Here is an 18,059-nt window from a genome sequence, read left to right as displayed (position 1 = left end):
AGTATTGAGTGCAGTAGAATGTTTGAATAAACGAGCAAATGCGAACCGCAAATAGCTGTTTGTCCGATATTGTCCATTTCCCAAGAGATTCTCGATGTCCGTCTATCAGCTTAAGTCACAATTCCAGAATTTACTGAGGCCTGTTGTCGTGCGACTTGCCCGTGCCGGAGTAACGGCCAATCAAGTCACGATAGGCGCGGCGTTGGGGTCGGTCATACTTGGCGCACTGCTTTTCTGGAGCGGCAGCGTGGTCTGGTTCGCGCTGGTGCCGGTCTGGCTTTTCCTGCGCATGGCGCTCAATGCGGTGGACGGAATGCTGGCGCGGGAGCACAACCAGAAGAGCACACTTGGCGCTTATCTGAACGAGGTTGGCGATGTCGTTTCCGATGCCGCACTCTATGCACCATTCGTCCTTGTCGCGCCGTTCTCCGGTGCGTGGATGTTCGCCATCGTCCTGCTTGCGGTTCTGACCGAATTTGTCGGCGTCACAGGTGCTTCACTGGGCGCGAGCAGACGCTATGACGGGCCGATGGGCAAGAGCGACCGCGCCGTGGTCTTCGGCGTTCTTGGCGCGTGGATTGCCATTGACGGTGGATTGCCGGGCTGGGCCTTCTGGGTTCAGCCGCTGCTGTGCCTGCTTCTGGCCGTGACAGTGATCAAGCGCGTTCGTGGCGGTCTTGGCGAAGTGGCTTCTAAGGTCTAAGCGCCCGTGCGCTCAAAGCGCTTCAGCACACCCAGCAGCACCAGCGGCACGAATGTCGTAATCACGATGGCGATGAAGGCCATCGCCATGCCAAGCCCGACCGAACCTTGTTCGAACTGACGCCAGATGAAGATGGATATGGTCTGCATGCCGACAGGCGCGACTAGAACCGAGGCGACCAGTTCACGCGTTGCGACCGCAAACACCAGCAGCATGGCGGTGATCAGGCTTGGCGCGATCAGCGGCAGCATGATGCGGCGGAAAGCCGTGAAGCTGTTAGCACCGCAAACACGGGCGGCGGCTTCCAGATTGTCGCCGATCTGGTGAAAGGCGGCGGTCGCATAGCGGATCGGCTGCGGCAGCAGGATGCAGCAATAGGCGAGCAGCAGGATGAGCGGCGTATTATAGGGCGAGATCGGCAGAGACGGCTGGTTCCACGCCAGAATGAGGCCGACCGCCACGACGACGCCGGGCAGGGCATTGGGTAAAACGGTCAGCACATCGAGCCAGAAGCGGCCGCGAAACCGCATTTTCACCACGGCATAGGCAGCGACAGCACCGAGAAACCCGGTCAACAGTGCGCTGCCAAGACCGAGCGACAGGCTGTTGAACAAGGCGCGCATGCCGCCAGCACTGTTTTCGGCGATGGCTGCGAAGTTGTCGAAGCCAAGATTGGCGGGCGTCAGTCCGCCGGATACGGTTTTGGACAAAGCGGTGGCGAGGATCGCCAGCAGCGGAACACCGGTGGCCGCAAAAGCGACCAGCGCAAACAGCGCCACCACTGGCGCGGTCATTGCGCCAAGCGGGCGCTTGTCTTTCGATTGCGGCTTGCCGCCTGTGGTCACATAGGAGCGGCGGGTCAAGATCCAGCGCTGGAACAGAAAGGCCGCCAGCGACAGGGAGACCAGCGTGAGCGAAAAGACGGAAGCCCCGGCCAGATCAATCGGCCAGTCGGAAATGCGCAAGTCGATTTCCGTCACCAGCACTTCAAAGCCTGAGCGGCGTCCAAGTGCTGCGGGTGTGCCATATTCTTCAATCGCCGCGGCGAAGACGAGAAGCAGGCTTGCCGCCAGTCCCGGTGTGGCGAGCGGCAGGGTGATGCGGAAGAAGGACCGCCATGGCGATGCGCCGAAGACGCGGCCCACATCGGAATAGCGCGCGCCGACCGCTTCGATGGTGCGCGATACGGCGAAATAGACCAGCGGGAAAGTGTTGAGCGCCATCACGAAGGTCATGCCCGCGAGCGAGAACAGAAACGGTGCGAGATGAAATCCGGTCAACTGTTCGAGATAGCCGCGCGGCTGCAAGGTCATGATCCAGCCAAGCGTCGCGATATAAGGCGGGATCATGAAGGGAACGAGCATCAGCACATCCCAGACGACCGCAAAGGGCACCTTGTAAAGTGCGCGAAACACCGCGAGCGGCACCGCTATCAGTGCTGACAGCACGACCACGCAAAGGCCGAGCAGCACCGTATTGGCGCTCATGCGCAAAAGCTTCGGATCACCGAACAAGGCCGGAAGATGCAGGAAGGGCTCGGCCAGCGAGCCCTGTCCCAGTTTTGGAAAGACAGCCTGAAGCACGATGAAGACAAAGGGGACGGCCACAACCAGCGCCAGTCCGGCGGTGGCGACAAGTCCGAGCGGGTTTGCGCCAGCGCTGCTATTTGTCTTCATGACGATGCTTCTTAATTGCTGGCTGCGAAAATCGCGCCGAATTCCTTCAGCGTTTCAGTGCGCTTGCCGTAGACTTCCTTGGCGTCGATGGTCAGGACCTTGAGGTCGTTGATCAGCGGACGATTGGCAGGAATGTCGGTGCGCGATGGCATCAGATAGGTTGCGGCAACCAGTTTCTGGCCTTCGTCGGACAGCATGTAATCGATGAACTGCTTGGCTTCGTCCTGGTTCTTCGACCATTTCAGGATCATGGCCGGGCGCGACGCAACAACCGTGCCGGAAGCCGGGAAGATCACATCGATCGATTCACCCTTGGCCTTGCCTGCGAGCGAGATGTAATCGACCGCGCCGAACACGGCTGCCTTGGCGCCCTGAAGTACAGGGTTCAGCGCTTCGGCATTGGCGCCGGCAACGGTTGCGCCATTGGCGTGCAGATTCTTGAACAGATCCCAGCCCTGTGTCGACTGAAGCGCGGCGACCAGCTCAAAGCTTGCGCCCGACTGTGCCGGATCGGGCAGGTTCACCAGATCCTTGTATTCAGGCTTGGCGAGATCGGCCCATTCGGTCGGCTTCGGGGTCTTGCTGGCCGGGTTCCATGCGATACCGAGCGCCGAAACGCCCTGTGCGACGGCGGTTTCGTTCTTCAGGAAATCCGGCACTTTTTCGGCATTGGGGCTGGTATAGGCGACCAGCCAGTCGCGCTTGGCGAAATCGGTCGCCGTGTCCCAGGATGCCGAAATCAGCACGTCCACCACCGGATTGGCGGCTTCGGCCTCGATGCGGGCCATGATCTTGCCGGTCGTCGCCTGGAAGACATTGACCTTCGCGCCGGTCTTGGCGGTAAAGCCCGTGGCGAGCTTTTCAATCAGGCTGCCGGGACCGGCGGAATAGACGGTGATATCGGCATAAGCCGCTGTGCTCGCGAAGAGTGCGGTCATGAGCGCAAAGCCTGCCGCGACTTTGGCACCGAGGATCGATTTCTTCATCTGTAGCTCCTGAGATGTTGCCTGTAATGGGTCTTACTTCGAGAACCAGCGCAGCTGGCCCGGATCGATGGCGATGCCGACGGGAACACCCGGCGACAGGCGAATACCGTCGAGATAGGTCAGTTCATGTCCGGCATCTTCCATGCCGATCCGGACCGTCGTCAGATGTCCGTCACCGCGAAACTGGCTGCGCAATACGGTGGCCGGGATCGCCTCGTCATTGAGCGGCACGCTGCGCACCGACCGCGATGGCAGAAGCACATGTGTGGCTGCATTCTGGGCAGCATCCGCTCCCGTATTGTGGGCGATGCGGATATCGGTGCGGGTGATGCGATAGGCGTCGTTATAACGTTCGACCGGCACGACGCATCCCAGACGCAGGAAATCGGCGACTTCTGGCGTCTTCGGCTGGGCAACCAGCTGTTCGGGCGCTGCGAGCTGTTCGATCACGCCGCCGCGCATGACGGCAACCTGATCGGCCAGCGAAAAAGCCTCGCTCTGATCGTGGGTGACATAGATGGCCGTCAGGCCGAGATTGGAAACCAGCTGGCCGATTTCCGTGACCATGTTCTCGCGCAATTCACGGTCGAGATTGGACAGCGGTTCGTCGAACAGAACCAGTCCGGGCTCCGCGACAATGGCGCGGGCAATCGCCACGCGCTGTTGTTGCCCGCCGGACATGTCGCTGATGGAGCGATTGCCGAAGCCGGAAAGGCCCACGCGATCCAGCGCGGCGGCGACGCGCTTTTCCCGGTCGGCACGATTGACGCCGCGCATTTCGAGCGGAAAGGAGACATTGCCGAAGACGGTCATATGCGGCCAGAGCGCATAATCCTGAAACACCATGCCGAGATGGCGCTTTTCCGGCGGAATGAAGTTGCGGCTGTCGGCATCCGCAACCGTGACGCCATTGATGGTGACGGAACCCTTGGTTGGTTCGAGCAGGCCTGCCACGAGACGCAGAAGCGTCGTCTTTCCGCAGCCGGACGGCCCGAGCAACGCAAGGGTCTGGCCCTTGGGAAGCGTGAGGCTGATGTCGTTCAGAATAGTCGCCGGACCATAGGCAAGCCTGAGGCCAGCTGTCTGAACGGCGATATCTGCGGATAGTGGACGACTATGTAACATCTGCCTGCAATCTGAACGGTTTCGCCGCTTCTATTCGGATTGCATGACGTGTGTATGACAGGAAGTTGACAGATAATCGGGCCTGTGACCGACCGGAATTGCCAAGACTATTCGCCGGGTAAAAGCCTGAAATGGCCCATCGAAGTTAGCCGGATCAGGAGATCCTTACTGGGGCGCGACGTGGCGCGCCAGAAAGCGATCCATCTCTTTTTGCAACGGGGCTTTGCCGGTGAAGGCCGCCACATAATGCGGAATGCGCGCCAGTCGCAATGCGGTGTCTTCCTGCGTGCGCATCGAGATATAACCGATCTGCACCAGATAAAGCGTGCGGGCGCGAACATCGGCAACCACAGGTTCAAAACCGAACCGCTCGAACAGGCGCGCCAGACCGGCCAGACGGCTCGCATCGGCGGCGCGCACTTCCTCTTCCACCTGCACCGATTGCAGCGCCCAACTGCGCACCGCAAATTCGAATGCGGGATCGAAAACATCCCGGTCGAGCCAGCAGTCGAAAACATTGAGAACCGCTTCCTCAAGCGTCTCTGCATAGGCTCCCGTCTGTTTGAGAAGCGCCCCGGTGTTCTTGTCGCGCCAACGGCTGACCAGCGCATCAAGCAGCTCTTCGCGGTCCTTGAAGAACCAGTAGAAACTGGTGCGTGACAGATCGAGCCGCTTGGCCAGCGGTAAAATGCGCACGGCCTCCACGCCGCTTTCGATCAGCGCATCATAAGCCGCTTCCAGCCAGAGGTCGGGCGATCCGCGCCACCCCGTTTCGTTTGTCACCGGTTGTTCCATGGCGTCAGTTCTACCAGACAGTCGGCATTTGGCAAGAAGACTAAACAGCTTTGTACGGTAAAATGACAGCAATGATTATTAAATTGACAGTTATGTACATTTCTAGCTAGCCTTGTTGAAAACAACAAATGGGAACGATCGAAATGTCAGCCGATCCGCTGTTGCAGCCGCTTACCATCAAGCATCTGACGCTTCGTAACCGCATCATGCTCACCTCGCATGAGCCAGCCTATGCAGACGACGGCATGCCGAAGGAGCGCTATCGCGCCTATCACGTCGAACGGGCCAAGGCCGGTATCGCACTGACGATGACGGCGGGCTCCGCCTCGGTGTCGAAGGACAGTCCGCCTGCCTTCAACAATGTGCTGGCTTATAAGGACGAGGTTGTGCCCTGGTTGCGAATGTTGGCGGATGAGTGCCATGAGCATGGCGCGGCGGTGATGATCCAGCTTACCCATCTCGGTCGCCGCACCCGTTGGGACAAGGGCGACTGGCTGCCCTCCGTCTCGTCAACGGCAAAGCACGAACCGGCCCATCGCGCTTACCCCAAGCGGGCCGAAGACTGGGATATCGAGCGCATCATCCGCGATTATGCCGATGCGGCGGAGCGGATGAAAGCCGCCGGTCTCGACGGTCTGGAACTGGAGGCCTATGGCCACCTGCTCGACCAGTTCTGGTCGCCGCTGACCAATGAGCTTGATGGAGATTACGGCGGTTCGCTCGACAACCGGCTGCGGTTTTCCTTTCAGGTTTTGAGCGCCATTCGCGAGCGGGTCGGCCCGGATTTTCTGGTCGGCATTCGTTATGTGGCCGATGAGACGCTGGAAGGCGGCCTGACGCGTGCGGATGGACTGGAGATTTCCCGCAGGCTGAAGGACAGCGGTCTGGTCGATTTTCTCAATGTCATTCGCGGCCATATTGAAACCGACGCCGGTCTGACCGACGTCATTCCCATTCAGGGCATGCCGAGTGCACCGCATCTGGATTTCGCGGGCGAAATCCGGTCCAGCACCGGAATGGCGACGTTTCATGCCTCCAAGATTCAGGATGTGGCAACAGCGCGCCATGCCATTGCATCCGGCAAACTCGATATGGTCGGCATGACGCGTGCCCATATGACCGACCCGCATATCGTGCGCAAAATCCTTGAGAAGCGGGAAGAGGAAATCCGCCCCTGCGTCGGCGCGAATTACTGCCTCGACCGGATTTATCAGGGCGGTGCAGCCTATTGCATTCATAATCCCGCCACGGGTCGCGAGACCTCGATGCCGCATGTCGTCAACAAGGCTGAACAAAGCCGCCGCATCGTGGTGGTCGGTGCCGGTCCCGCCGGGCTGGAAGTCGCGCGCGTCAGCGCCGAGCGCGGCCATAAGGTCGTTGTCTTCGAGGCAGCGAGCCAGCCGGGCGGACAGGTGCGGCTGACAGCGCAAAGCCCGCGTCGGCGCGAGATGATGGGCGTCATCGACTGGCGCATGGCGCAGTGCGAAAAGCTCGGCGTCGATTTCCGCTTCAATGCCTGGGCCGAGGCCGACACGGTAACGGCGGAAGCGCCGGATGTGGCGATCATCGCGACCGGCGGCATGCCGGAAATGAGCCTGCTTGGCGCGGGCAACGAGCTTGCCGTTTCCGCCTGGGACATCATTTCCGGTGATGTGCGTCCCGGTACCAATGCGCTGGTCTTTGACGAGGCGGGAGATCATGCCGGGCTTCAGGCCGCGGAATTCATCGCCAATGCGGGCGGCAAGGTCGAGATCATGACTGCCGACCGCACATTCGCACCGGAAGTTATGGGCATGAACCTCGTGCCCTATATGCGCAGCCTGCAAAAGAAGGGTGTCACCTTCACCGTCGGCTATCGGCTGGAAGGCATTCACCGCGACGGCAACCGGCTCGTTGCGCGGATCGGCAGCGATTATGGCGCGCCTGCCAGCGAGCGCGAATTTGACCAGATCGTCATCAATGATGGTACACGTCCGATGGATGCACTGTATTTCGAGCTGAAACCCCTATCCCGCAACCTCGGCGCGGTGGATTACGACGCCCTGATCGAGGGGCGCAAACAGGCCGTTGTCAGAAACGCGCAAGGCGCTTTCGAGCTTTACCGGATTGGCGATGCCGTTGCGGCCCGTAACACCCATGCGGCCATTTATGACGGGTTGCGGCTGGGCAAGGATCTGTAGTCAGAGGCATGACCTCATAACTAAGAGTTATGAAGTCGTAGACATTTTTTGCCTTTGTATTCTTTCCAGCGGTCACTATCGTGATGAAGATAAAGGGAACGTCGGCGGCATAATAAATAATCAAGGTTCCGCCAGAACGAGCATAGATCCAGCGTGTCTTGCAGGTATTTCCGGTCTGCATCCGCGTAAAGATGGGACTGTCGCGATGAACGATAAAAAAGGGGAGTGCGGTTATTGAACGCAATGCGACCGACTTTGGTGTCAGGGTCTGCTGGCGTGGAAAATGCGCCTGCCTCCGCATCGAAACTCATACGCCTTGAGGGGTTGAGCAAACATTTCGGGGCGCATCTCGTCCTTGAGAATATCGATCTGGAAGTTGCGCAAGGCGAAGTGCTGGCAATCATCGGTCCCAGCGGCTCGGGCAAGAGCACACTTCTGCGTTGCATCAATTATCTGGAAAGGCCGGATGGCGGTCTCCTGACGGTCGGCAAGGTGAAGCTCGACGCCACGCAGGCGCCGCGTACTGCGCAGCTGAAGGAATTGCGCAATACGGTTGGCATGGTGTTCCAGTCGTTCAATCTGTTCCCGCATATGAGTGTTCTGCGCAATGTCAGCCTGCCGCAGGAACGTGTTCTGGGCCGCAGCCGCGCAGAAGCCGAGGAGCGGGCGATCCAGCTTCTCGAACGCGTCGGTCTTGCTGACAAGGCAACGCAATATCCCGGCCGTTGCTCGGGTGGTCAGCAGCAGCGCATCGCCATCGCGCGCTCGCTGGCGCTCAATCCGCAGGTGATGCTGTTCGACGAGCCGACCTCGGCGCTCGATCCTGAACTGGGGCTTGAAGTGCTTGCCGTCATGCGCGAGCTTGCCGAAAGCGGCATGACCATGCTCGTGGTGACCCATGAAATGGGCTTCGCGGAAAATGTCTCCGATACGGTCATGATCATGGCCGATGGGCGCATCATCGAGAAGGGCGCATCGAAGGATGTCATGCGCAATCCGCAAGAGGAACGCACGAAGCGGTTTCTTCGTGCGGTGCATGACCGATGACAGCGGACAATGTTCTCCTCATCCTGAGCGGCCTGCCATGGACCATAGCGCTGACGCTGGGTTCCTTCGCAATCGGCTGCATTCTCGGCGTCCCGCTTCTCGCCGCGCGTCAGGCACGTCTCGCGCCGGTACGGTGGATCGCGGCCGTGCTGATCCAGATCGTGCGCGCCCTGCCACCGATCCTCTGGCTGTTCATCATCTTCTTCGGCATTGGCATGGGCATCATGCCGATCAATCCGTTTGTGGCGGCGTTGATCGGTCTGGGGCTGATCGCATCGGCCAATATGGCTGAAATTTATCGCGGCGCGCTGGCCTCTCTTCACCATGGCCAGTGGGAAGCGGCGACGGCGCTGAATTTCGGCACCCGCCATACGCTGGTCGATGTGGTTGCGCCGCAGGCCTTTCGTGTCGCGCTGCCATCGGCGGCGAGCTATCTGATCGGGCTGATGAAGGAAACCGCCGTTGCCTCGACCATCGGTGTCGCTGACCTCGCCTTCCGGGGCAATCAGGTGTCGCAGCTTACCTTCAAGGGCATCGAGGTCTTCGCGCTGGTCGGCCTGTTCTACATTTTCCTGAGCCTCCCCGTCGCATGGCTGTCGCGCTCTGCCGACAGCTATCTGAGAGCAAAGGTGGCGCGCTGATGTTCCCGACCTCTGAAGAATTCTACGAATGGATGCCCGCGCTGCTCGGCGGGTTGCAAGTCAGCTTGCAGGTGGCAGCGCTGAGCCTCGCCATCGGCATTCCGCTCGGGCTGTTGCTGGCGCTGGGCGTCGGTGCAAAATCGCGCTTCAATCGCTATCTGAGCCTGTTTCTGGTTGAGATCGGGCGCGGGGCTCCCGCGCTGGTGCTGTTGCAGTTCATGTATTTCGGCCTGCCTGCGACCGGTCTGACGATGACCTCGTTTTCTGCTGCCGTGGTGGCGCTGGCCTGGAATACGGGAGCCTATACCAGCGAGATCATCCGCGCGAGCTTGCAATCGATCCATCACGGCCAGCGCGAGGCGGCAGAGGCGATGGGCTTCAATGCGCTTGACGAACTGCGCTTTGTCCTGCTGCCGCAGGCTCTGCGCGTGGCGCTTCCGGCTCTCCTGGGCTTCGCGATCCTGATTTTTCAGGGCACGTCGCTCTGCTTCACGATTGCCCTGCCGGAACTCGTCAGCAATGCCTACGAAATCGGGTCCAACACGTTCCGCTATATGCCTGCCTTGCTGCTGGCCGGCTTGCTCTATGCCACGATCTGCATTCCGGCAGCATGGATCGTTTCCTATGTGGAGAAGCGCTCATCCGCTTACGCCACCCGATAAAACCCAACGCAACAATAAATGCCCACAACAATAAAGGGGAGTAGCAGATGAAAAATGGGATGATACGTAAAGGTGTTCTCGGCGCCGCATTGCTTATGGGCTTGTCTTCGGCAGCGTTCGCAGAGGATTGCAAGCCGAAGCATGAGTTCAAGACCATCACGCCGGGCACGCTGACGATTGCCGTCACCACCTATGCACCGCATTCCTTCATGGATGAAAGCGGCAAGCTGAAGGGTCTCGATGGCGATATCGCAACCGAATTCGCCAAGCGTGAATGCCTGACCGTCAAGCCGGTCGCCGTCGATCCGGCTGCGGCCATCCAGTATGTGCTGTCGGGTCAGGCCGATATCACCACTGGCGACTGGTATCGCACCGCCGAACGCGCCAAGGTCATGAACCTTTCCTATCCGCTCTATAAGGACCAGATGGGTCTTTATTCCAAGGATGGCGCCAAGACTGTCGAGGAACTGGTCGGCAAGAATGTCGGCACCGTTCAGGGCTATCTCTGGGTCACCGATGCCAAGAAACTTCTGGGTGCGAAACTGCGCCTTTACCCGAACTCCGTGAACATGCATCAGGATCTCGCATCGGGGCGCATCGACATCGGCATCGACGGCTATTCGACCGGTGCCTATGCGGCCAAGAATGGCACGCTCAAGGATATCAAGGTCGAGGTTGCGCAGCCCGATCCGCGCATCCGCGCCACCAAGGAAGCGGCGCAGGCAAGCCTGCCTTATGCCAAGAGCGCGACGGATTTCGGTGCGGCACTCGATGCCAATATCGAGGAAATGCACAAGGACGGCACGATTGCCAAAATCCTGAAGTCCTACGGTCTCGATGAAAGCGCCGGTGACACCGGTGCGCCGAAGCTCATCGAGTAATCCCATCATCATGACCGGATGCGGCGGCTGACCGCCGCATCCGCAACCACCTGCATAATGGCATTTTGCGGAGGTGCCGCCATGGCGCTCGATCACTATTTCCTTCTCGGTCGTTCCGGTCTTCGTGTCAGCCGTCTGGCGCTTGGCACGATGACATTCGGCAATGCCGGGATCAGGGGGATCGGCGGGTCGTGGGGCACCGACGAGGACAATGCGCGGGCCATTTTCGACCGCTATCTGGAAGCGGGCGGTAATTTCATCGACACGGCGGATTCCTATGGCGCAGGTCTCAGCGAAACACTGGTCGGCAAGTTTGTCGCGGAAGCTGGCGCACGGGATCGCGTGGTCATTGCGACCAAATATTCGAACAATTTGCAGCCGGGCAATCCCAATGCCGGCGGTAATGGCCGCAAGAACATGATGCGGGCGGTCGACCAGTCGCTGAAGCGACTGAAGACCGATTATATCGATCTCTATATGGTGCATACCTGGGACGGGATGACCCCCGTGGAAGAGGTAATGCGCGGCTTCGATGATTTGATCCGCGCGGGTAAAATCCGCTATTGCGGCCTTTCCGACGTGCCTGCCTGGTATGCGGCGCGGGCGCAAACCTGGGCGGAAGCGCATGCGCTTTCGCAGCCGATCAGCCTTCAACTGCCTTATTCGCTGGTCGAGCGCAGCATCGAGCAGGAATTCGTGCCGCTTGGTCAAAATCTCGGCCTTGGCATCACCGCATGGAGCCCGCTGGCCATGGGGCTTCTGTCGGGCAAATATCGCGCGGGCGGCGAAGGCCGCCTGAACCGCGACAATGCCGAAGGGCTGGGGCTGTTCACCGAACGTAACACCCGCATCGTCACGGCGCTGGCCGAGGTTGCAGATGCTATGGGCAAGCCGATGGCGCAGGTAGCCCTCAACTGGGTGGTGACACAGCCGGGCATTGCGGCAGCCATTATCGGCGCAAGCAAGCTTGCACAGCTCGACGACAATCTGGGCGCGCTCGCATTCACAATTCCGGATGAGTTGCGCGCCAGACTGGAGGGTGCAAGCGCCCTTCAGTCCACTTATCCCTATTCGCTTTTTGCGCCGGATTATCAGGCGGGCATTCTCAACACCGGCGTTTCGGTCGGTGACAAGCCTGCCGGTTATCAGCACCCGCATTTCGTGCCGAAGGTCGGTGAATACGCTTTCGGAAAGCCTCCCAAGAACGACTGATCAGTCTTAAGGAACCACCATGAACGACATGCCCGCGAAGGTGCGCTCTGTCGCCGCCGTCGAACCAGCCCTTTTTGTCCTCACGCTCGATTGCGATGACAAGCCCGGCATCGTGGCGGCCATCACCACGGAACTGGCGGCCATCGGTGGCAATATCGTGGAAAGCAATCAGTTTCGCGACAGGCTGACCAACCGCTTTTTCATGCGTATTGCTTTCAGCGCGCCGCTTGGCATGTCGCGTGAGGCGATTGAGCATGCACTGAAACCGGCAGGCGAGCGGTTCGGCATGAAATTCGCGGTGGCCGATGCCAGCCGCAAGCCGAAGATCGTGCTCATGGTGTCCAAATTTGATCACGCCATGCTGCATCTTCTCTATCAGATCCGCGTCGGCTGGCTGAATGCCGAGGTCGTTGCCATCGTCTCCAATCATGAAGATAGCCGCGAAACGGCGGAAAGTGCGGGCATTCCCTATCATTCATGGGGCGTGAACAAGGACAACAAGGCCGAGCAGGAAGCCCGCCTGATCGATCTGGTGCGTGAGACGCAGGCCGATCTGGTCGTCCTCGCACGCTATATGCAGGTGCTATCGGATAATCTGTCCAACCGCCTGTTCGGCAAGATCATCAACATCCACCATTCGTTTCTGCCATCCTTCAAGGGTGCAAAGCCCTATCATCAGGCTTTCGAGCGCGGCGTGAAGCTGATCGGTGCAACGGCGCATTATGTGACGCCGGACCTCGACGAAGGCCCGATCATCGAGCAGGAAACCGAGCGCGTCACGCATTCCATGAGCGCGGAAGATTTCGTCGCCACCGGGCGCGATATCGAAAGCCGGGTTCTTGCGCGGGCGGTAAAGATGCATCTGGAAAACCGCGTCATGCTCAATGGGCACAAGACGGTGGTTTTCGCGCAATAGGCCGAGGGCCTATATATCCAGTTCCGCGTCTGCGCCCTGTTCGAGAAGCCAGTCGCGGAACAGTTCAGCCCCCCGCTTTGGCGGGCGCTGGGCGGGCATGACAAGATGGATCGTATCGCCGGACCGATGAAAAATATGAGTGGCGGGCACAAGCCGTTCGGCCACGATATGATCATGGACGAGGTGTTTCCAGCCAAGTGCTACGCCTTGTCCCTGCACCGCAGCCTCGATGGAGCTGAGCGCGTCGGTAAAGACGAAATCCTGTTCAATGCGCGGGTTTGGTACGCCGGAACGTTCCAGCCATTCGCGCCAGCCAAGCCGCGAGCGGTGGCGCTCCTCGAAATGCAGCAGCGTGTGGTTCAGAAGATCGCTCGCTTCCTCGATCTGTCCGCGCTCCTTCAGATATGAGGGGCTGCAAACCGGCCAGACTTCCTCCGTCACGAAGGGCCAGGCGAGGATGCCCGGCCATTTGCCTCTCCCCAGACGCGCTGAAACGTCGATATCTTCTTCAAGCAAATCCTGATCGTCGCGACTGCTTTCTTCGATGCGCAGCGCCACATCCGGATGCTTTTCCTTGAACCCTTTCAGGCGTGGCAAAAGCCATAGTTGCACGAAGGATGCCGAGAACGACACGCGGATGATATCGCGCGAGTGTTTCTTGCGCATGGACGAGATGACCATGTGCAGATGGTCGAATGCTTCCTGCGTTTCGCGATAAAGCCGCTGGCCTTCCGCCGTCAGTTCCAGACGGCTGCGCTCGCGCCGGAAAAGCTTCAATCCGGTGGCTTCTTCCAGAAGCTTGATCGTCTTGCTCACCGCTGGCTGGCTGACATTCAGCTCTTCCGCTGCCGCCGTAAAGCTCAGCCGTCGGGCCGCCGCCTCAAACACGAAGAGGTAATTGGCCGAGGGGATGAGCGAGCGGAGTCTATGCATAATCTGAAGTTATATCTTCGCGGATTTTTTATCAAGCTCACAGGGCGCAGAACCCTCTGTAATGTAACGCAGAAAGGAGTCCGTATTGTCGCCGGGAGCGACGCTTCGGCAATCTCCAAATCATATATTGGAAGGGAACTTGGAATGCAGACTCATGCGCGCGCGGTTGTCATCGGGGGAGGTTGCGTCGGCGCCTCCATTCTTTACGGTCTGGCCAAGCGGGGCTGGTCGGATGTCGTTCTTCTGGAACGAACGCAGCTCACCGCCGGTTCCACATGGCACGCGGCAGGCCTGATCCCGTCCTATGCGCGCAGCATCAATATCGGCCGCATGATCAACAAATCCATCGAGATTTATGAAGGTCTGGAAGCCGAGACCGGCCAGCATGTCGGCTGGCACAAATGCGGCCAGTTGCGCATTGCCAACACGCGCGACCGGCTGGACGAATATAAGAGCTATATGAGCGTTGCCGAAGTGCAGGGCCTGCGCGCCGAGCTGGTTTCTCCGGCACGCGCCCGCGAATTGTGGCCGCTGCTTGAAAACAATCATGACATGCTGGGCGCGCTCTATCACCCGGATGACGGTCATATCGCGCCTGCCGACGTCACCATGGCGCTTGCCAAGGGCGCACGCGACAGAGGCGCGAAGATTCATCTCAACACGCAGGTCAACGGTTTCGAGCGTCTGCCAAGCGGCGAGTGGAAGGTGAAGACCAATCAGGGCGACATCATCTGCGAGCATATCATCTCGGCGACTGGCAACTACGCCCGCCAGACCGGGGCGATGCTTGGCCTCGACATTCCGGCGATCCCGATCATCCATCAGTACTGGATCACCGATGCGGTGCCGGAAGTGATCGAGCGCAAGCGTCAGGGCCTGCCGGAAATGCCGATCCTGCGCGATGAGGGCTTTGAGGGCTATCTGCGCGAGGAAGGCGACGGGTTGATGTTCGGCCCTTATGAGAAGACGGAACACTTGAAGCTCTTTGCTGAAAACGGCGTGCCGGAATGGTTCGGCGCCGATCTTCTGGAAGAGGATTTCGATTCTGTTTCGTGGAACTGGGAGCAGGCCATCGAGATGGTTCCCGCACTCGGTCGCGTCGGCATCAAGGCCAACGTGCGCGGACCGTTCCAGATGACGGCGGATGAACTGCCGCTGGTCGGTCCGGCCTGGGGGCTGGACAATGTCTGGTTGGCCGAAGGCGTTCCGGGCGGCATCCTGTGGGGCGGTGCAATCGGCTATTATCTTTCGGAGCGTATCGTGGAGGGCGGCAACAGCATCGATACGTCCGAACTCGATCCGCGTCGTTTCGGCGATTACGCCAACAAGAACTGGACCCGCGAAAAGGTGCGCGAATCCTGGGGCACCCATGCCGAACAGCATTATCCGGGGCAGGATATGCCCGCCGCTCGCCCGCAGAAAACCGCGCCGTCCTATGACCGCCTGACGGAACTGGGCGCTGTCTGGGGCTGCCTCAATGGTTGGGAAATGCCGAACTGGTTCGCGCCTAAGGGCGTCGAGGCCAAGGATCAGTATAGCTGGCGCTGGACGGAAAAGGGCAAATATGTTGGCGAGGAAGTTGAAGCGGTCCGCAATGCGGTCGGCCTCGTCGAAATGACGCCGATGACCAAATTCGAGGTCAGCGGTCCCGGCGCGGAAGCCTGGCTCGACGGCATTCTCGCCAACCGCCTGCCGAAAATTGGTCGCGTCAACCTTGCGCATCATCTGACCAAGAAGGGCGGCGTGCAGGCTGAATATGTGGTGTCGCGTCTCGATGACGGCACTTTCTATATGATCTCCACCCCGCGCGCCGAACGCTGGAACTTCGACGACCTGTCGAAGCTGCTGCCGAAGGACGGCAGCGTCACCCTGCGCAATGTGACCAATGATCGGGGTTGCTTCACCATCGTCGGGCCGAAGGCGCGTGGCGTGTTGCAGTCGCTTACCGAAATTGATCTGTCGAACGAGGCGTTCCCGTGGTTCGGCATCAAGTCTGGAACGGTCGGCCTTGCCAGCGATATGCGCCTGCTGCGCGTCAATTATGAAGGCGAACTGGGCTGGGAGCTTTATCATCCGCTGGCCTATCAGCGGCATCTGCTTGAAGCCTTGCTCGCATCCGGCAAGGAGCACGGCCTGCGCCTTATCGGCCTGCATGCGCTGGAATCGCTGCGTCTCGACAAGTCCTATCGCGCCATGTACCGCGACATGAACACCGAGCTGAGCGCCTGGGAAAGCGGCCTCGACCGGTTCATCCGTCTCGACAAGGGCGATTTCATCGGCAGGCAGGCGCTGGTCGAGGAAAAGGAACGCGGCATCAAGCGCCGCTCCGTCACGCTTGCGGTTGAAACCGATGGCGCCAGCACGCTGACCTGCGAGGGTGTCTACCATGATGGCAAGCTGGTGGGGCGGGTCACCTCGGGCAGCTATTCCTACACATTCGGACACGATATCGCGCTGGCGCTGTTGCCGGTCGAGCTTGGCGTGCCGGGCACGGAACTGGAAATCCCGGTTCTGGGTGAGATGCGCAAGGCCCGCGTGATCGAGGAATCGCCATACGATCCGGAAGCCAAGCGCGCGCGCCTCTGATCGTCCGTCCAATAGTTATTGCGAACCGGCTCCGATATATCGTTACGACGATCCGGTTCGCCGCAAGGAAAGGTTAGTCCCATGAAGGCAGTTGTCGCAGTAAAACGTGTCGTCGATTACAATGTTAAGATCCGCGTTAAGGGCGACGGATCAGGCGTTGAGCTTTCGAATGTGAAGATGTCGATGAACCCGTTCGACGAGATTGCGGTTGAAGAGGCGATCCGCCTGAAGGAAGCTGGCAAGGTCACGGAGATTGTGGCTGTATCGGTCGGCCCGGCACAGGCGCAGGAAACACTGCGCACGGCACTTGCCATGGGTGCGGATCGCGCCATTCTGGTGAAGACCGACGAGACGGTCGAGCCGCTCGGCGTCGCCAAGGTCTTGAAGGGCGTGGTCGATGCGGAAAAGCCAGACCTCGTCTTCCTCGGCAAGCAGGCCATTGACGACGATGCCAACCAGACCGGCCAGATGCTGTCGGCGCTTCTCAACTGGAGCCAGGCAACCTTTGCCTCGAAAGTGGAACTGGGCGACGGTTCGGCCAAGGTCACGCGCGAAGTGGATGGCGGTCTGCAGACCATCGATGTGAAGCTTCCGGCGATTGTCACGGTTGATCTTCGTTTGAACCAGCCGCGCTATGCATCGCTGCCAAATATCATGAAGGCAAAGAAGAAGCCGCTGGACGAGAAGTCGCCTGCCGATTTCGGTGCCGATATCACAGCGCGCCTGAAGGTCCTGAAGACCGAAGAACCGGGTGGCCGCAAGGCTGGCGTCAAGGTTGGCTCGGTTGGCGAGCTGGTCGAGAAGCTTAAAGCTGATGGCATCATCTAAGAAATCGGAAGGGACACGATAAATGGCTATTCTTCTTTTTGCCGAACATGACAATGCAACCCTTTCGGACCAGACGGCAAAGGCGCTGACGGCAGCCGCCCAGATCGGCGGCGATGTCGATATTCTGGTTGCAGGCAAGGGCGCAAAGGCGGCAGCCGATGCTGCTGCCAAGCTGAAAGGCGTGCGCAAGGTTCTGCTGGCTGAAAGCGATGCGCTGGAAAACCGTCTGGCTGAGCCAACGGCAGCGCTCATCGTGGCACTCGCCGCCAATTACGACACGATCATCGCTCCGGCGACGACCTCGGCCAAGAACATCCTGCCGCGCGTTGCAGCACTTCTCGATGTGATGCAGTTGTCGGAAATCATGGAAGTCGTATCGGCAGACACGTTCAAGCGTCCGATCTATGCAGGCAATGCGATCCAGACTGTCCAGTCCACCGACGCCAAGAAGGTGATCACGGTGCGCACGGCCTCTTTCCAGGCCACCGGCGATGGCGGTTCGGCTGCGGTTGAAAGTGCAACTGTGCCTGCCGATCCAGCATTGTCTAGCTTTGTTGGCAATGCGCTGTCGGCTTCGGACCGTCCGGAACTGACCTCGGCCAAGATCATCATCTCGGGCGGTCGTGCACTTGGTTCGGCTGAGAAGTTCCAGGAAGTGATCCTGCCGGTTGCTGACAAGCTCGGTGCGGCGGTTGGTGCCAGCCGTGCGGCAGTCGATGCGGGCTATGCGCCAAACGACTGGCAGGTTGGCCAGACGGGCAAGGTTGTTGCACCGGAGCTTTACATCGCTGTCGGCATTTCCGGCGCGATCCAGCATCTGGCAGGCATGAAGGACAGCCGCGTCATCGTCGCCATCAACAAGGACGAAGAAGCGCCGATCTTCCAGGT

16 protein-coding genes are annotated in these 18,059 nt (G+C 59.6%); 11 read left to right on the top strand and 5 right to left on the bottom strand.

Translation table 11 applies throughout. From position 1 onward, the window contains the following. Positions 1–94 precede the first annotated feature (94 nt). Positions 95–703 carry a CDP-alcohol phosphatidyltransferase family protein gene (locus tag ACTJKP_RS14220; RefSeq protein ID WP_440631102.1) on the top strand — a complete coding sequence of 203 codons (609 nt, stop codon included), beginning with the start codon at positions 95–97 and terminating at the stop codon, positions 701–703. On the opposite strand, the gene ACTJKP_RS14215 is transcribed toward ACTJKP_RS14220, so the two are convergent. From ACTJKP_RS14215 to ACTJKP_RS14200, 4 genes are all read right to left on the bottom strand, one after another. Next, the gene (locus ACTJKP_RS14215; protein WP_440631101.1) at positions 700–2,379 is read right to left on the bottom strand and encodes an ABC transporter permease; all 1,680 of its coding nucleotides are present in this window, start codon (positions 2,377–2,379) and stop codon (positions 700–702) included. The two genes, ACTJKP_RS14220 and ACTJKP_RS14215, sit on opposite strands and share 4 nt — an antisense overlap. Positions 2,380–2,390: 11 nt before the next feature. Then, complete coding sequence (locus ACTJKP_RS14210; protein ID WP_440631100.1) at positions 2,391–3,365, bottom strand: ABC transporter substrate-binding protein; 975 nt, start codon at positions 3,363–3,365, stop codon at positions 2,391–2,393. A 33-nt stretch (positions 3,366–3,398) separates the two neighbouring features. Continuing rightward, the gene (locus tag ACTJKP_RS14205; RefSeq protein ID WP_440631099.1) at positions 3,399–4,490 is read right to left on the bottom strand and encodes an ABC transporter ATP-binding protein; all 1,092 of its coding nucleotides are present in this window, start codon (positions 4,488–4,490) and stop codon (positions 3,399–3,401) included. Between the two features lie 165 nt (positions 4,491–4,655). Next, positions 4,656–5,285, bottom strand: coding sequence for a TetR/AcrR family transcriptional regulator (locus ACTJKP_RS14200; RefSeq protein WP_440631098.1), 630 nt, complete (start codon positions 5,283–5,285; stop codon positions 4,656–4,658). A 143-nt stretch (positions 5,286–5,428) separates the two neighbouring features. Here ACTJKP_RS14200 and ACTJKP_RS14195 point away from each other — a divergent pair, with 143 nt between their 5' ends. The 7 genes from ACTJKP_RS14195 to purU all read left to right on the top strand — a co-directional run bounded on the left by ACTJKP_RS14195 (position 5,429) and on the right by purU (position 12,824). Continuing rightward, the gene (locus tag ACTJKP_RS14195) at positions 5,429–7,465 is read left to right on the top strand and encodes an oxidoreductase (protein WP_440631209.1); all 2,037 of its coding nucleotides are present in this window, start codon (positions 5,429–5,431) and stop codon (positions 7,463–7,465) included. Positions 7,466–7,699: 234 nt separating this feature from the next. Then, the gene (locus ACTJKP_RS14190; protein WP_113534320.1) at positions 7,700–8,512 is read left to right on the top strand and encodes an amino acid ABC transporter ATP-binding protein; all 813 of its coding nucleotides are present in this window, start codon (positions 7,700–7,702) and stop codon (positions 8,510–8,512) included. Next, positions 8,509–9,153, top strand: a complete 645-nt coding sequence (locus ACTJKP_RS14185) for an amino acid ABC transporter permease (RefSeq protein WP_138786239.1) — start codon at positions 8,509–8,511, stop codon at positions 9,151–9,153. Before ACTJKP_RS14190 ends, ACTJKP_RS14185 begins: the two co-directional genes overlap by 4 nt. Then, on the top strand, positions 9,153–9,815 hold the full coding sequence (locus tag ACTJKP_RS14180; RefSeq protein ID WP_078338140.1) for an amino acid ABC transporter permease: 663 nt from the start codon (positions 9,153–9,155) through the stop codon (positions 9,813–9,815). Before ACTJKP_RS14185 ends, ACTJKP_RS14180 begins: the two co-directional genes overlap by 1 nt. Positions 9,816–9,862: 47 nt before the next feature. Then, a complete protein-coding gene (locus tag ACTJKP_RS14175) occupies positions 9,863–10,696 on the top strand; it encodes an ABC transporter substrate-binding protein (RefSeq protein ID WP_078338139.1) in 834 nt (277 codons plus the stop codon). An 81-nt stretch (positions 10,697–10,777) separates the two neighbouring features. Further along, positions 10,778–11,908 carry an aldo/keto reductase gene (locus ACTJKP_RS14170; RefSeq protein ID WP_440631097.1) on the top strand — a complete coding sequence of 377 codons (1,131 nt, stop codon included), beginning with the start codon at positions 10,778–10,780 and terminating at the stop codon, positions 11,906–11,908. Between the two features lie 19 nt (positions 11,909–11,927). Further along, the gene (purU, locus tag ACTJKP_RS14165) at positions 11,928–12,824 is read left to right on the top strand and encodes a formyltetrahydrofolate deformylase (RefSeq protein WP_440631096.1); all 897 of its coding nucleotides are present in this window, start codon (positions 11,928–11,930) and stop codon (positions 12,822–12,824) included. Positions 12,825–12,833: 9 nt separating this feature from the next. Here purU and ACTJKP_RS14160 read toward each other — a convergent pair whose 3' ends face one another. After that, positions 12,834–13,757 carry a LysR substrate-binding domain-containing protein gene (locus tag ACTJKP_RS14160; RefSeq protein ID WP_440631095.1) on the bottom strand — a complete coding sequence of 308 codons (924 nt, stop codon included), beginning with the start codon at positions 13,755–13,757 and terminating at the stop codon, positions 12,834–12,836. Between the two features lie 144 nt (positions 13,758–13,901). On the opposite strand from ACTJKP_RS14160, the gene ACTJKP_RS14155 reads away from it, so the two are divergent. The 3 genes from ACTJKP_RS14155 to ACTJKP_RS14145 form a co-directional block, all read left to right on the top strand. After that, complete coding sequence (locus ACTJKP_RS14155) at positions 13,902–16,343, top strand: GcvT family protein (RefSeq protein ID WP_440631094.1); 2,442 nt, start codon at positions 13,902–13,904, stop codon at positions 16,341–16,343. Positions 16,344–16,424: 81 nt separating this feature from the next. Next, positions 16,425–17,171 (top strand): electron transfer flavoprotein subunit beta/FixA family protein, encoded by a 747-nt coding sequence (locus tag ACTJKP_RS14150; RefSeq protein ID WP_440631093.1) that lies wholly within the window; start codon positions 16,425–16,427, stop codon positions 17,169–17,171. Between the two features lie 22 nt (positions 17,172–17,193). Next, positions 17,194–18,059: electron transfer flavoprotein subunit alpha/FixB family protein (locus ACTJKP_RS14145; RefSeq protein WP_440629270.1), on the top strand; the 866-nt coding region annotated here is incomplete at its 3' end.

Origin of the sequence: Brucella sp. 22210 (assembly GCF_052045675.1) — a bacterium.
Lineage (GTDB): Bacteria > Pseudomonadota > Alphaproteobacteria > Rhizobiales > Rhizobiaceae > Brucella.
This window is presented reverse-complemented; position numbering and strand designations above follow the sequence as displayed.